The 13,813-nt window shown below is 66.8% G+C and carries 12 protein-coding genes; 7 read left to right on the top strand and 5 right to left on the bottom strand.

The genetic code is table 11. The features are described from left to right. Positions 1-4 precede the first annotated feature (4 nt). The 3 genes from TQ29_RS06810 to TQ29_RS06800 all read left to right on the top strand — a co-directional run bounded on the left by TQ29_RS06810 (position 5) and on the right by TQ29_RS06800 (position 3,068). On the top strand, positions 5-838 hold the full coding sequence (locus TQ29_RS06810; RefSeq protein WP_054538543.1) for a transporter substrate-binding domain-containing protein: 834 nt from the start codon (positions 5-7) through the stop codon (positions 836-838). A gap of 57 nt (positions 839-895) precedes the next feature. Further along, positions 896-1,786, top strand: a complete 891-nt coding sequence (locus TQ29_RS06805; RefSeq protein ID WP_054538542.1) for an amino acid ABC transporter permease — start codon at positions 896-898, stop codon at positions 1,784-1,786. 427 nt (positions 1,787-2,213) lie between these two features. Continuing rightward, positions 2,214-3,068 (top strand): NAD(P)H-binding protein, encoded by an 855-nt coding sequence (locus TQ29_RS06800; protein WP_054538541.1) that lies wholly within the window; start codon positions 2,214-2,216, stop codon positions 3,066-3,068. Between the two features lie 12 nt (positions 3,069-3,080). On the opposite strand, the gene TQ29_RS06795 is transcribed toward TQ29_RS06800, so the two are convergent. Beyond that, complete coding sequence (locus TQ29_RS06795; protein ID WP_054538540.1) at positions 3,081-3,506, bottom strand: helix-turn-helix domain-containing protein; 426 nt, start codon at positions 3,504-3,506, stop codon at positions 3,081-3,083. A 70-nt stretch (positions 3,507-3,576) separates the two neighbouring features. Here TQ29_RS06795 and TQ29_RS06790 point away from each other — a divergent pair, with 70 nt between their 5' ends. Beyond that, a complete protein-coding gene (locus TQ29_RS06790; protein ID WP_054538539.1) occupies positions 3,577-4,818 on the top strand; it encodes an MFS transporter in 1,242 nt (413 codons plus the stop codon). Between the two features lie 154 nt (positions 4,819-4,972). On the opposite strand, the gene TQ29_RS06785 is transcribed toward TQ29_RS06790, so the two are convergent. Genes TQ29_RS06785 through TQ29_RS06775 form a run of 3 tightly spaced genes read right to left on the bottom strand, consistent with a single transcriptional unit; the run spans position 4,973 to position 8,132 of the window. After that, positions 4,973-5,500: an energy transducer TonB gene (locus TQ29_RS06785; protein WP_054538538.1), complete on the bottom strand. Its 528-nt coding sequence runs from the start codon at positions 5,498-5,500 to the stop codon at positions 4,973-4,975. Between the two features lie 29 nt (positions 5,501-5,529). Further along, positions 5,530-6,879 (bottom strand): lysine N(6)-hydroxylase/L-ornithine N(5)-oxygenase family protein, encoded by a 1,350-nt coding sequence (locus TQ29_RS06780; RefSeq protein WP_054538537.1) that lies wholly within the window; start codon positions 6,877-6,879, stop codon positions 5,530-5,532. Beyond that, positions 6,876-8,132, bottom strand: a complete 1,257-nt coding sequence (locus TQ29_RS06775) for a hypothetical protein (RefSeq protein WP_157445534.1) — start codon at positions 8,130-8,132, stop codon at positions 6,876-6,878. The genes TQ29_RS06780 and TQ29_RS06775 overlap by 4 nt, the downstream gene beginning before the upstream one ends. A gap of 104 nt (positions 8,133-8,236) precedes the next feature. On the opposite strand from TQ29_RS06775, the gene TQ29_RS06770 reads away from it, so the two are divergent. From TQ29_RS06770 to TQ29_RS06760, 3 genes are read left to right on the top strand one after another with little or no spacing between them, the layout of a single operon-like run. Continuing rightward, the gene (locus TQ29_RS06770; protein ID WP_054538535.1) at positions 8,237-10,033 is read left to right on the top strand and encodes an IucA/IucC family siderophore biosynthesis protein; all 1,797 of its coding nucleotides are present in this window, start codon (positions 8,237-8,239) and stop codon (positions 10,031-10,033) included. Continuing rightward, entirely contained in the window at positions 10,030-10,992 is a 963-nt protein-coding gene (locus TQ29_RS06765) for a GNAT family N-acetyltransferase (protein WP_054538534.1), read from the top strand. The genes TQ29_RS06770 and TQ29_RS06765 overlap by 4 nt, the downstream gene beginning before the upstream one ends. Further along, on the top strand, positions 10,989-12,755 hold the full coding sequence (locus TQ29_RS06760; RefSeq protein WP_082386559.1) for an IucA/IucC family siderophore biosynthesis protein: 1,767 nt from the start codon (positions 10,989-10,991) through the stop codon (positions 12,753-12,755). Before TQ29_RS06765 ends, TQ29_RS06760 begins: the two co-directional genes overlap by 4 nt. On the opposite strand, the gene TQ29_RS06755 is transcribed toward TQ29_RS06760, so the two are convergent. Further along, positions 12,752-13,780: a siderophore-interacting protein gene (locus tag TQ29_RS06755; RefSeq protein WP_054538533.1), complete on the bottom strand. Its 1,029-nt coding sequence runs from the start codon at positions 13,778-13,780 to the stop codon at positions 12,752-12,754. The genes TQ29_RS06760 and TQ29_RS06755 overlap by 4 nt on opposite strands. Positions 13,781-13,813 lie beyond the last annotated feature (33 nt).

Here is a 13,813-nt window from a genome sequence, read left to right as displayed (position 1 = left end):
CACTATGAAACTGATCCGAAACCTGATGCTGGCGGCCGTGGCCGCGCTCAGCATCGCCGGGCCGCAAGCGGTTCGCGCGCAGGATACCCAGCAGGCTGTCGCGCAGGACAGCGTGATCGAAACGATCAAGCGGCGCGGCGTGCTGAAGGTCGGCATGGCCACCTTCGTGCCCTGGGCGATGCGCGACAAGAACGGCGACCTGATCGGGTTCGAGATCGACGTGGCCACGAAGCTGGCCGAAGACATGGGTGTCGAGGTCGAATTCGTGCCCACCGCGTGGGACGGCATCATTCCGGCGCTGATTTCCGGCAAGTTCGACGTGATCATCGGCGGCATGTCGATCACCCCGGCGCGAAACCTGACGGTGAACTTCACCGATCCCTACGCCCATAGCTCTGTCGGCGTCATGGCGCATATCGCGGAATCCGAGGGCAAGACCTGGCCCGACGATTTCAACGCCACCGACGTCACCTTTTCTTGCCGCCGCGGCGCAACGCCCTGCGAGTACATCAAGACGCATTTCCCCAAGGCAACGCTGCGCCTGTTCGACGACCAGGCCCAGGTGGTGCAGGAAGTGCTGAACGGCAACGCCACGGTGATGCTGTCTTCGCAGCCGCTGCCGGCCTTCACCATCTATGAGAACCCCGATGTCGTGTTCTCACCCACCGACGCGCCGATCGACCCGTCGAACGAGGCGTTTGCGCTGCGCAAGGGCGACCCGGACGCGCTGAACTTCTTCAACAACTGGATCCTGATGCGGACAGGCGACGGTTGGCTGGCCGGGCGTCACGACTACTGGTTCGGCGGCCGCCCCTGGGCGGATCTGGTGCCCGACTAAGCGTTGCGCGCGGGGCGGTTCCGGCCGCCCTGCCCTTTTCCCAAGGACACGACCGGCATGTATCCAGATCCAAATCGCAAGAGCCGCTTCGGCCTGCTCGACCTGATCATTATCGGGGCGGTTGCCGGGTTCGCCGGCTTTCTGTGGTACCGCGTATCGGACGTGCTGGTCTATCGCTGGGACTGGTCGTTCCTGCCTCGCGCCCTGTTCCGCCCGAACGCGGAAACCGGCGGGTGGGAGCCGAACCTGCTGCTCGAGGGATTGTTCACCACGTTCCGGCTGTCCATCTGGGCGATGCTGATTGCCAGTTTGCTGGGGCTGGTACTGGGCATCATGGCAAGCTGCGTGCGCCTGCTGCCGCGGCTGACGAGTTCGGCCTATGTCGGTCTGATCCGGAACGTGCCGCCACTGGTCTTTCTGTTCGTCTTCTATTTCTTCGTGTCGTCGCAGATCATTCCGATGCTGGGCATCGACACCTGGTCGCGCAACTTGGGCCCCGGCGCCGAGCGGATCGTCGGTTTCCTGGTGGGTCCACCCGCGCTGCTGGAAAATTTCATCGCCGGCGTCATCAGCCTTGCGATGTTCGAGGCGGCCTATATCGCGGTGATCGTGCGCAGCGGCATCGAGTCTGTGTCGCAACAGCAAATCGAGGCGGCTGAAAGCCTCGGGCTGCGGCCGGGGCAGGCGTTCCGGCTGGTGGTTTTTCCGCAGGCGCTGCAGGCGGTGACGCCGTCACTGGCCAACCAGTTCATCATGCTGGTGAAGGACAGTTCCATCGTATCGCTGATTTCGGTGCAGGAGCTGACCTTCGTGGGAACAGAGCTGGCCGTCTCATCCCAGCGGCGGTTCGAGACCTATATCGTCGTTGCGCTGTTCTATTTCCTGCTGTGCTTCGCCCTGTCACGGCTGTTCGCCCGGCTGGAAGCCCGGCAGCGGCGATCGGCATAATGGATCAACCCTGCTGTTGGTTGTCGGCGGCGCACAGCCCGTTGCAGAGCCTGCAGCGCAAGATCCATCTTGAGCCGATCACTTGGGGCCCCGCCGACAACCCGCCAGGAGAACAGATCGATTATCACCACGAGATGCCGCCAGCCGCGTGTGGCCCGGATGTGTGAGATATCAGAATTGCTTTTTTGAGTTTGATCAGGCTTCTCGGCCTGGAAATTCTGGTCGATCAAATCGGGTGCAATACGTCATTTCCACCTGGATCGCATCCCGGCGCTCCCCCCGCCTGACGACGGGATACCGACCCTGCGCCGGATGCTGCTCGCGGAATACCGCTTGGAAGAGGCCGGCTTCTGAAATGCTCCTGACATGTTCTGACGCAGAGGTCTGCTATCCTGATCCAGGCGGAATCGGCGGAAGGAATGCGTAGATGCATATTATTCTCGGAGGAACAGGGCGGGTCGGATCGGCTGTGGCGCGCGCGTTGCTCGCGCGCGACGAGTCGGTCACGATCGTCACCCGCAATGCCGATCATGCCGCAGACCTGAAGGCCGCGGGCGCAAAGGTTGCGGTTGTGGACATCCGAGACGTGGACCACTTGCGCGAGGTGTTTCGCGCCGGCACGCGGGCCTTTCTTCTGAACCCGCCCGCCGATCCCACCGGCGACACCGATGCCGAAGAACGGGCCAATGTCGCGGCCATCGTCGCGGCGCTGGAGGGGTCCGGTCTGGAAAAACTCGTCGCGGCCTCGACCTATGGCGCGCGGCCCGGCGAACGTTGCGGCGACCTGACGGTGTTGTATGAGTTCGAGCAAAAGCTGCGCGCGCAACCGATCCCCGTGGCGATCAATCGGGGCGCGTATTATATGAGCAACTGGGCCGGGATGCTCGGGTCCGTGCGTGAAAGCGGCAGCTTGCCCAGCTTCTTTCCGGCCGATTTGGTGCTGCCCATGGTCGCGCCGGATGATCTTGGGAAAGCTGCTGCGGAAAGACTTCTGGCCCCGGTCAGCGACATCGGCCTGAAATTCATCGAAGGACCAGAGCGCTATACCCCGAAGGATGTGGCCGATGCGGTCTCTGACGCATTCGGCATGCGGGTGGAGGTCGCGGTGATCCCGCGTGAGGCATGGGCGGCAACGTTTCTTCAGTTCGGGTTCTCGCAAGAAGCCGCGGCCTCCTACGCCTGCATGACCGCGGCGGTCATCGACGGGCAAACCCCGGGGCCGGACGATCCGGAACGTGGGGCCATCACCTTGCGGGAGTACATAAGAGCTTTGATAAAGTAAGGGCTGACGGTCTTACCCGCCTGATCGTCTGTCGCCCGCATTCCTCCTTTCAGTCCCGGCATCGCTGACAAGGCGCCTGAACGACGGGCATTCCATATGTGACGGCGCCGGACAGTCCGCAACGTGGCGCAGGGTATCACGCAGCGCCATCAGCGCGCGGATGTGCCGATCCAGTTCATCCGCGCGCGCGTGCAGCGCCTCGCGCGGCAGGTCCGGTTCGCCATTCCGCCCGAACATTCCCGAAATCTCATCAAGCGAAAACCCCGCGGATTTGCCCCAGGCGATCAGTGTCAGTTGCAGCAGCACCTCGGGCGGAAACTGCCGCCTGAGGCCATGGCGGCCGGCCGACGAGATCAGGCCGATCTCATCGTAATAGCGCAGGGTCGAGGGCGGAACCCCGGTCGTCCTTGACACCTCGCCGATATCCAGAAGCTTCATGCTTGACCTCAAGTCGACTTGAATTCGTAAAGTGGGCGCTCCCGCTGATTCTGACAAGAGAGACACGCGAATGGAACAGGCCGGTGCCGCAAACCAAGCCAAAGCAAGCCGGGGCGCGCTTCTTTGCCTTTCGCTATCCATGCTGCTCGCCTCTCTGGGGACCAGCATCGCCAATATCGCCCTCCCGCGGCTCGCGCTGGCGTTCGATGCCCCGTTCCATCAGGTTCAGTGGGTTGTCATCGCCTATCTTGCGGCCCTCACGCTTTGTGCCGTGTTTGCCGGGCGACTTGGCGACATGTTCGGACGTCAGCGGATGCTTGTTGCGGGGCTCGTGCTGTTTTCGTTGGCATCGTTGCTATGCGCCCTGGCCCCCAGTCTTTGGCTGCTGGTCGGGGCACGGGCGCTTCAGGGCATCGGGGCAGCCTTCCTGATGACGTTGACCATCGCGCTGGTGCGCGAAACCATCAGCGGCGATCGGGTCGGACGGGCCATGGGAATGCTCGGCACCATGTCCGCCGTCGGAACGGCGCTTGGCCCGTCACTTGGCGGTGCTCTCCTGGCAACATTCGATTGGCGCATGGTGTTCGCTGTTCTTGTGCCGATCGGTCTGCTGGCCACCGGCCTTGCGCGCCGCGCGCTGACACCGGGCGTGGCAGGCGCGAAATCGTCGCCAATCCGCTTCGCCGCGCTTCGCGATGACCACGTCTGGCCCAGCCTGATCGCAAATCTTCTGGTGGCGAGCGTCATGATGACAACCCTGATCGTCGGGCCGTTCTATCTCGGCCACGGGCTGGGCCTGCGCGCGGCGATGGTGGGGCTGGTGATGTCGGTCGGGCCGGTCATCTCGATACTCAGCGGCGTGCCCTCCGGTCGATTGGTCGATGGATGGGGGCCCCGGCGTGTTCTTCGGGTCGGGCTTGTCGCGATGGCCGTCGGCGCGTTTTCGCTCTCGGCGCTGCCCGCGCTTTTCGGGGTCGGTGGCTATATCGCCGCCATTGCCATCCTGACCCCGGGCTATCAACTGTTTCAATCCGCGAACAACACAATGGTCATGGCAGAGGTCCCGCCCGATCAGCGTGGCACGATCTCCGGCATGCTCAGCCTGTCCCGCAATCTGGGGCTCATTATCGGCGCTTCGGCGATGGGAGCGGTCTTTTCCTTCGGCGTCGGAACCAGCGTGATCGAAGAGGCCGCATCCGGCGCAATTGCCGACGGGATGCGGTTGACGTTCATCGTCGCCGGGTTGCTGATGGCGGTCGCGCTGTGGATCACCCGTCGGCAAACAGCCCGGGCCGATCACACGATGCAATAACCGCGCCCTGCCGATGCTTCGCAGTTCGTTCATGGCCGTGCGGAAAATCGCCGATATCGGCCTATGCCGTTGCATGAGTCCGATCATCAAAGGCTTGGATAGGGTAAACGCACAAGACCTCGCCCGGACGCGCCCGGACACACCCACCCGTTGGCTAGCCGTTGAACTGCACGGGAAGGCTGAAGGTGTAGGACGCGTCTCCCAGCCCTTTGGGCGCCGCCGGGAAGCGCCTGGCCGCGCGCACGGCCTGCACCGCCGCCTGGTCCAGCGCCCGGTTGCCGGAGCTGCGCCCGACCGATACGCCGTGCAACGACCCGTCGCGTCCCACCGTGATCCGCAACACCGCGCTGCCCGACGCACCGCGCGCCGACGATGGATAGCGTTTGCGCCGTTCAACGCGCGCGCGAATGGCCGCCCCCCAGCTGGACTTGAGGCTCTGCGCCTTGGCCGGGTTCAGCGTTGCCGCGCTGGCCGAACGTGCCTCGCCCGCCGTAGCGCCCCCGCCGGACCCGGCGGCCCGCTGTGCCTGGCTGGCCCCCGAGGGTTTGGCCGGCGGCGCCGGCCTGGCCTTCGGCCGCGGTTTGGGTTCGGCTGCCGGGCGCGGTTCGGACTCTGCCTTCGGCGCGGGTGCCGGTGCGGGCGGCGGCGGCGGCTTCGCCTGGGGCGGGGTGAGGTCGGGCATCGGTGGCGCGGGCGCCGCGCCCCACCTGTTCAACCCGCCATGCGCAGCGCCATTTCCGCCGATGCGCCCGGCTGGCCGCCCGCCCAGTCCACAAGGCTCGGGCCGGCGCTTACGTCGAACTGGGGGCGCCTGACCAGCGTATTGGCGATCACCCCGCTGCGCCAGGCCATCAGGCTGAGCTGCGGATCGACGATGCCATGCGAGGCACCGCCGTGGTTCAGCGCAAAGATGTTGTGCCCCTCGGGGCCATCCCATGCCGCCCGGTAGGTTTCATCCAGTTTCAACCGCCCGGTCGCGTCGATCTCCAGCCGTTCGCGGATCGGGTCCAGACAGGCGGGCACGAACGGCTCGGCGCCAGTGGCAAGGATGACCAGATCGGCCTCGAGCTGTTCTTCGCGCGCGGCGGCCTCGGCCCATAGCGACAACCGGAACCCCGCCGCTCCGGGCATCATGCGCGTCATCGACCGGCCGGGCAACAGGGCGAAACTGTCCGGCTGGTCGCCCAGATGGGTGCGGCGGTAAAGCTCGGTGTAAAGCGCCTCGATCGTCGAGGGGGTCAACCCGTCGCTCGCCAGTTTCAGGTCGGCCGTCTCTGCACGCTGCGCGGCGGCCGGCAGGCTGCGATAGGCCGCCACATAGGCCGGGGTGAACACCTGATCGACAAAGGCGCCCTCTTCCAGCGGGGCGAAACGTGGGCGCCGATTGATCCAGCTGACATGGGCAGGCCCGTCGCCAAGCCCGAGAAGGTGCAGCACGATCTCGGCCCCGGTCTGCCCGCCACCGACGACCGCGACGCGCCGCCCGGCCACGCGCGGCGCGCGCAGCACGAACTCTGACGCATGGAAACAGCGATCGCCCAGATGCGGCGCGGCGCTGGCCGGAACATGCGGGCGCATGCCCGTGCCCAGCGACAGGTTGCGCGCGGTCACCTGCTCTCCATCGGCGCGGCGCAGGTGAAAACCGCCTTTGCCCAGCGTGACCTCTTCGATCTGCGCGCCCATCTCGACCGACGCGATGCGCTCCGCCGCCCAGGCCAGGTATTCAGAGAACTCGGCCCGCGACACCCCGCCGAAACGGCCCGACGCGAAATCATAGAACCGCTTCTTCGCCACAAGGAAGTTGGTGAAGGAATGCGGGCTGGTCGGCATCAGCGGCGTGACCAGATCCTTCAGGAACGAGGTCTGCAGAACCGATCCCGGCAGCATCAGCCCCGGATGCCACGAAAAGACCGGTTTGCGTTCGAAGAACCGCGCCGAAACGCCAGGCAGGCCGTCGAGCACGGCCGCAAGGCTCAGGTTGAACGGCCCCACGCCGATCCCCGCCAGGTCCAGCGGCCCGGTGTCGTTTTCCCGGCCCGTGGCCGAATGGTCGATTGTCATTCCGATGTCCCCTTTTGTTGACACAGTCGATCGCCGCCAATGGCTGGCTGGGGCTGCAAGGCCGTGGCGCGCGCCGGTGTGACGGCACTGAAGGCGACAACTGCGATGGTCAGTAGAAACGCCGCCCAGAGCGGCAGCGTGGTTGAAATCTCGGCCAGAAACCCGGCCAGGGTGGTGCCCAGCGCCAGACCGGCAAGCTGTGCGCCGGAAAACATCCCGGCCAAGCGCCCGCGCCCGGCCGGCGCGGTCTGATCGAGCGCAAGCGCGAGGTTGGCGCTCAGCAGCAGCGCGGCGCCGCCCGCCAGCAGCACCGCGGCGGCAGTCAGCAGCCAGGGCGCCCCCGGCAGCAGCGCGCATCCCGCGCCCAGCAGGCACAGCACCGCGCCGCCCTGCCGGCCGCGCCGCTCACGCCCGTGGAACCGCGGGATCAGCAGCAGCTGCATGGCAAGGGCCGCCAGCGACGCCGCCATCAGGCTGAAGCCTGTCATGGCGCTGGCGGCCTCGGCCCCCAGACCGAACCGGGCCACAAGGGCCGCGCCAAAGGCGATATGCACCATGCCGATCCCGCCCTGCGCCAGAAACGGAACGGCCAGAAACGACAGCCGGGGCATACCGCCCGCGCCCGTGGAGCGGCGCATCACGAGGGGCGCGGCTTGCAACCGCCCCGCCGGAACAAGCCACAGCGCCGCGGCGGCATAAAGCGGCAGCACGGCCAGCACCGGCGCCGCCGGCCCCAGAAAGACGAGCGGCGCGACCATGCCGCTGCCCAGGATACGGCCGGCACCCGCGATCGCCCCCAGACGGCCCAGCCCGCCGATCACGTTGCCGCCGCGCCCCTGCACCCCGGTCAGCGCCTGGGCCACGGGCAGGACCGCCGGCGCGCTCAGACCATAGGCCGCGCGCGCCGCCAGAAGCACCGCGAACAACGCCGCCCCCTGAAGCATCCCGCGCGCGCCCAGCATGATCGCACCGGCCAGAACGGCGGCGCTGACACCGCCACCCAGCACCGCCCAAAGCAGCACCCGGCCGGTGCGCCCCTCGCCCGCGCGCCATGCCAGGACGGGCATCGAAATCATCGAAACCCCCAGCCCGAGCCCCACGATCAGCCCGAGCTGCCCCAGCCCCAGCCCCAGTTCCTGCTGCAGCACCGGCACCAGGGCGATCAGCACCGACTGATGAATCGCATTCGCCAGCAGGGCCAGCCGAATGGCCAGCGCGGCGGATGGGGTTGGGGCAGTTTCGGCAAATGTCATGACACCCTCTTCCATTACCTTACTATTTTTATCAAGATAATAGTTGATATTTTTTATGGGTCTTTTTATGGCTTCGGGGAAAGCGGCTGATTGCAGGGAAGAACATGAACGCGCATGCACGGAAATCCGCCCAGGAAACGCAGGGCTTTCAGCACGATACCGCCGATCTGGCGGGGCTGAGCGCCTTTTTGAATGCGCTGATGCGCGAATGGGACGGCTGGTATCACCTGCCGCCCGAGCAGACGGACTCACTGGCCCTGCCCGGAGCTGCCGTCGCCCTGCCCGTCGTGTCCCCGCGCGGTGAGATCATCGCCGGGCTTCGGCAGGACGGGGCCTTCCGGCGCAGCTTCAGCGGCAGGCTGATCTGGCGCGGCGACGACGGAGCGCTCGCGCCGCTGTCGGCGCATACGGCCATATCCCTGCTGTGCTTCGATACCGGCGCCAGCCCCGGCCCGGCGCAAAAACAGCGGCAACTTCTGGCGCGGGTTCTCGACAGCCTGCAAACCATCGCCGCCAGCCCCGAACCGCTGCCGGAACCGGCCACCGAATGGAATTTCGTCGATGCCGAACAGGCGCTGCGCTCGGGGCACCCGATGCACCCCAACCCGCGCAGTCGCGACGAGATGAGCCCCGAGGACGCGCAGCGTTTCGCCCCCGAGATGCGCGGCCGTTTCCCGCTGTTCTGGGTTCTGGCAGAGCGCAGTGTCCTGTCGCAGGAAAGCGCGGCCGACCGGAGCGCGGAAGAGATGTGCACCGCGCTGATTGCCTCGGATGACACGCTTCCCGGCGCGCTGCGCAGGCCGCCCGAAGGCTTCGTCGCCCTGCCCTGGCACCCATGGCAGGCGGCGCGCCTTCTGGCGCGGCCCGATGTGGCGGGCTGGATCGCGCAGGGCCGCCTGCGCATCATCGGCGAAGCCGGGCGTGACTGGGCCCCCACCGGCTCTATGCGCAGCGTCCACGGCTGGCATGCGCCCTATATGCTGAAATTCTCGCTCAGCCTGCGGCTGACGAACTCGCGCCGGGTTCTGGCCCCCAAGGAGGTGGCGCGGGGCGAGCAGATGTACCGCCTGTTCCAAAGCCCGCTGGGCGCGCAAATCCGGGCCGAAAACCCGGAAATGACCATCCTTCAGGAACCCGCGCATATCGCGCTGCGCGGCGCCGATGGCGGGCCGCTTGCCGAAAGCATCGCGGTCTTCCGCGAAAACCCGTTTCGCGATCCGGCACAGCCCGGCCCGGTGATGCTGGCCAGCCTGTGCGAGGAAGGCACGGCCGGGCTATCGCCGCTGGGCGCGGTGATCGAGACCCTTTCGTGCAGCAGCGGGCGTGGCACCGGCGAGATCGCACAGGACTGGTTCGCGCGGTTTCTGGGCGTGGCGCTTGCCCCCCTGCTCAGGCTGCGCGCGCGCCACGGGCTCTTGATGGGCGCGCATCAGCAGAACATGATGATCGGCCTTTGCGATGGCTGGCCCGCGCGGCTGGTGGTGCGCGACTGCCAGGGCACCGGGCACCTGACCACGTTCCACGACCATCTGGCGCGTTACGTCCCCGATATCGGGGCCTTCGCGGAAAACGAGGCAAGCCCGGAACTGGGCGACGGGCTGTTCTGCTACTACGTGATCGTCAACAACATGATGAACGTCGCCAGCACGCTCGCACTGGACACCGGCGCGACCGAGGCCGGCTTGCACGACGTGCTGCGCCGCTTTCTTCAGGAACAGCGCGCGACCGAGCCGGGCGATACCGGCCTGATCGACATGCTCCTTACCGCACCCAGCCTGACCAGCAAGGGCAACTACCGAACCAGCCTGAGCGGCGTGAACGAAGCGGCGGGCGATGCCTCGGGCCAGCTTGCCGCCTTCCTCATGCTGCCCAACCCTCTCAGCCAGGAGACACAGAAATGACCCTTGCCGCAGCGATGACCCGCCCCGAGGCGGAAACCACGATCAAGGACGGGCAACGCCTGATGGGGCGCGCTGAACGCCATGGCGACGAACTGCGCGTGGCACCCGCCGCCCCCGGCCCACACTGGGCCGAAACCGCGGCCCGCGCGCTGGAATGGGCCTTTGCGGGCGATCCGGGGCTTGACCGCATCGTGCTGCGCGTTGATGGCCCCGCGCCCGATCCGCGCGCGCTGCCCTGCCTTGTGATCGAGGACGGCGCGCTGACCGCCTATCGCGCGGGGTTCTATCAGGATCCCGGTCTGTGGCTTGCGCATGCGCCGACCGGGCGCATCCAGACCGGGCTGATACCAGGCCCCGACGGACGCGACCATCCGCGCCGCGCCCCCGCCCCGCGAGGGGTGTGCTATGAGCGGTTCGATCCGGTCGCCGGGGTCACCGTATCCTTCCGCGCGGTCGATCCCGAGCGTGATCTGGACCGCTTCCACAAATGGATGAACGACGGCCGCGTCGCCCATTTCTGGGAACTGGCACAGCCCAGGGACGCGCTTGCCGAATACCTGCACGAACGTGCCGCCGACCCGCACACCTATCCGCTGATCGGCTGTTTCGACGGGGACGAGGCAGGCTATTTCGAAACCTACTGGGTGCGCGAGGACCGGCTTGGCCCCTATTACGACAGCGGCCCGTGGGATCGAGGCTGGCACGCGCTGATCGGCGAGCGCAGGCATCTGGGCCGGAACAAGACCGGCGCGTGGATCAGGGGGCTGACGCATTACCTGTTCCTCGATTGCCCGATGACCGAAAACATCATGGGCGAGCCGCGCGCCGACAATGCCAAGCTGCTGGCCTATGCCGATACGATGGCCTACGAAAAGCTCAAGGAATTCGACTTTCCGCACAAGCGCTCGGCCCTGATGCAGTGCCGCCGCGACCGCTTCTTTGCCGAGGTGCGGCTGTGAACGCGCCCGTGCCCACGCCCGTCAAGCCCGATGCCTGGGCCCGCGCCGGGCGCGCTGCGCTGGCCAAGATGATCAGCGAGTTGAGCTATGAGCAGGTACTGGCCCCCGAATGCGCCGACGGAGGTGCCGAGCTGCGCCTTGCTTCGGGCGTGGTCTACCGTTTCGCCTGCACCAAGGGCATCTGGGGCAATCTGCTGATCGACCCCGAAACCCTTTCGCGCACGCCCGCCGCAGGGGTGCCGACCCCGCTGCAATTCGTGCCCGACGCACGGGCCGAGCTGGGCATGACCCCCGCGACCGAGGCGAATTTCCTGCGCGAGCTGTCCAACACCCTGCGCCAGGATATCGAAACCGCCGAGAAATTTGGCACCCTGTCTGCCGACGCGCTGATCGACCTGCCGGTTCATGCGCTGCATGCCGCGCTGGAAGGCCACCCCAAAGCGGTGGCCAACAAGGGGCGCATGGGCTGGGGCGCAGACGACCTGGCGCGGTTTGCGCCGGAAGCGGGCGGTACGTTCCAGTTGTTCTGGCTGGCCGCTGACCGGCGCCATTGCAAGATCGGCACCAGTGACGGCAGCACCGAGCGCGCCCTGATCGAAAACTGCCTTGGCATCGAGGAAACCTGCAGGCTGTTTGCGGCCCGCACCGCGGCAGGGGTAACTGCCGACACCCATGCGCTGATCCCGGTACACCCGTGGCAATGGAACAACGTTGTGCAACAGGCCTATGTGGGCGAGTTGGCCGAGCGCCGCCTGATCCCTCTGGGCTATTTCGGCGGGCGCTATACGGCCACGCCCAGCCTGCGCACGCTGACCAGCATCGACAGGCCCGGCAGCCCTGATGTGAAACTGGCGCTGACCATCCTGAACACCTCGGCCTGGCGCGGCATTCCAGGCAAATACATTGCCGTGGGCGGCGCCCTGTCCGACTGGCTGGAGGGGATCACGCAGGCCGACCCGCTGCTTTCCAGCCGCGTGACCGTTCTGCGCGAACTGCGCGGCATCTGGTACGAGCATCCGGTCTATGCACAGGTGCCCGACCTGCCCTATCAGTTCGCCGAAACGCTGGGCGTGATCTGGCGCGACAGCGCATCGGGGCGGGTGGCCGGTGGGCGCCGCGCCTGTCTGATGGCGGCGCTGCTGCACCGGGCCACCGACGGCACCCCGCTGGCCGCCGCCCATGCCCGCCGCGCCGGCATGGGGATGGAGGATTGGCTGCGCGCCCTCTTCCGCGTCACTGTCGTGCCACTTTATCATTACCTCACGCGCTATGGCGTGGGCTTCATCGCGCATGGGCAGAACGTGACATTGGTGCTGGAAAATGACGTGCCGGTGGGTATGGCGGTGAAGGATCTTCAGGGCGATCTGGACCTGATCGATCAGGACTTTCCCGAACTTGCGGGCCTCGATCCCGAAATTCGGGCCACCCTGCCCCGCAAACCTGCAACCCATATCATTCATGACATTCAGACCGCGCATTTCGTAACGGTTCTGCGGTTTCTGTCAGCCCGGCTGTCGGCCTGCGGCGCGATGGGCGAAGAGACATTCTATCGGATCTTGGGCGAAGAGCTGCAGGCCCATATGAAGGCCCACCCGGAACTTGGCGAACGGTTCGCGATGTTCGACCTGTTCACACCGACCCTGCCGCGCGTCTGTATCAACAAGGTGAGGCTGGCAATCGGCTATGGCGATGATGCGGCGCGGCCCCTGCCCGGCCTGGGCACCGATCTGGTGAACCCGCTTTACATCTGCAAGGCGCGTTAGCGCGCCTTCCAGTAGCCCGAGATATAGCTTTCATCGGCGGTCAGGCCACAGCTTTCGCGGAACCAGCTTCGCGCCTGCTGCGCCTGTGCCTTTTCCCCGGCGAACCAGACATAGCGGCCAGCATCGGGCACCGCCACCGCCTGTGCGGCGGCGAACAGGCCGCTATGGCCCCGGCGGATGCGCCATTCGACCCGCATGCCCGCGGGCGCGGCCAGCGGCTGGCGCCCCGCCGGATCGCCAAGCTCCACGATCACGTGGCCGCGCGTTTGCGCCGGCAGGCGCTCCGCGATGCGGGCGATGGCCGGCAGCGCGGTTTCATCCCCCGCCATCAGCAGCCAAGGCGCGCAGGGGAACCCACCCCCGCCGGGGCCGATGACCCCGACCGCATCGCCGGGCCGCAACGCTTCGGCCCATGCGGTTGCCCTGCCGCCCGCGTGGCGGAACACGTCGAATTCCAGCCATCCCGCCTTGGCGTCGATCTGCCGGATGGTATAGGCGGGCCGGTGCAGCGCGGCCTCGCCCTTTGGCCAAAGGGTCTGCCCGTTGGCCGACAGAACCGGCCATTGCGCCGGGCGCCCGGCAGGGGGCAGCAACAGGCGGAAATGCATCTCGTCCGCGTCGAAGCTGTGCAGATCCTCACCCGCCAGCCGCACACGCAGATAGATCGGCGAGGGGCGCGTGACTGATAGGGCCCGCATCAGCCTGAAGTTCGGCGGCGCGGCGCCCGCCCCCGCAAGGTCGGACCAGACCAGCCCGGCCGCCAGATCGGCGGAATATTCCGCAAGATGCTCGATCACCAGGTCACGCAGGCCGTGCAGCTGCGCGAGACCGCCGGCCTGCAACGTCAGCCGCAGCGCGCCCTGTTCCCGCAGCAGATACAGCGCCCCGGCGGGCATCACGCTTTGATACCGGCCCGGCTGCGCCTGTTCGAACGGCAGGCCGTGCTCGGCCAGTTCGGCCGCAAAAAAGGCCAGCAGACCGGCGGGATCGTACCCGGCGAGTGTGGCGCTTGTGGTGTGGCGCATTCCTGTTCTCCCGGAAAAGACACGGCAGGGCCA

Source organism: Actibacterium sp. EMB200-NS6, assembly GCF_001305615.1.
GTDB classification, from domain to species: Bacteria; Pseudomonadota; Alphaproteobacteria; order Rhodobacterales; family Rhodobacteraceae; genus Actibacterium_A; species Actibacterium_A naphthalenivorans.
The sequence above is the reverse complement of the archived record's forward strand: the minus strand, read 5'-3'. Positions and strand labels throughout refer to the sequence as shown.

Bases quoted from the DNA above. Each gene is read 5' to 3' on its own strand.
- TQ29_RS06790 (WP_054538539.1), top strand. From the start codon at position 3,577: ATGGAACAGGCCGGTGCCGCAAACCAAGCCAAAGCAAGCCGGGGCGCG.
- TQ29_RS06800 (WP_054538541.1), top strand. From the start codon at position 2,214: ATGCATATTATTCTCGGAGGAACAGGGCGGGTCGGATCGGCTGTGGCG.
- TQ29_RS06770 (WP_054538535.1), top strand. From the start codon at position 8,237: ATGAACGCGCATGCACGGAAATCCGCCCAGGAAACGCAGGGCTTTCAG.
- TQ29_RS06795 (WP_054538540.1), bottom strand. From the start codon at position 3,506: ATGAAGCTTCTGGATATCGGCGAGGTGTCAAGGACGACCGGGGTTCCG.
- TQ29_RS06785 (WP_054538538.1), bottom strand. From the start codon at position 5,500: ATGCCCGACCTCACCCCGCCCCAGGCGAAGCCGCCGCCGCCGCCCGCA.
- TQ29_RS06805 (WP_054538542.1), top strand. From the start codon at position 896: ATGTATCCAGATCCAAATCGCAAGAGCCGCTTCGGCCTGCTCGACCTG.
- TQ29_RS06755 (WP_054538533.1), bottom strand. From the start codon at position 13,780: ATGCGCCACACCACAAGCGCCACACTCGCCGGGTACGATCCCGCCGGT.
- TQ29_RS06765 (WP_054538534.1), top strand. From the start codon at position 10,030: ATGACCCTTGCCGCAGCGATGACCCGCCCCGAGGCGGAAACCACGATC.
- TQ29_RS06775 (WP_157445534.1), bottom strand. From the start codon at position 8,132: ATGACATTTGCCGAAACTGCCCCAACCCCATCCGCCGCGCTGGCCATT.
- TQ29_RS06810 (WP_054538543.1), top strand. From the start codon at position 5: ATGAAACTGATCCGAAACCTGATGCTGGCGGCCGTGGCCGCGCTCAGC.
- TQ29_RS06780 (WP_054538537.1), bottom strand. From the start codon at position 6,879: ATGACAATCGACCATTCGGCCACGGGCCGGGAAAACGACACCGGGCCG.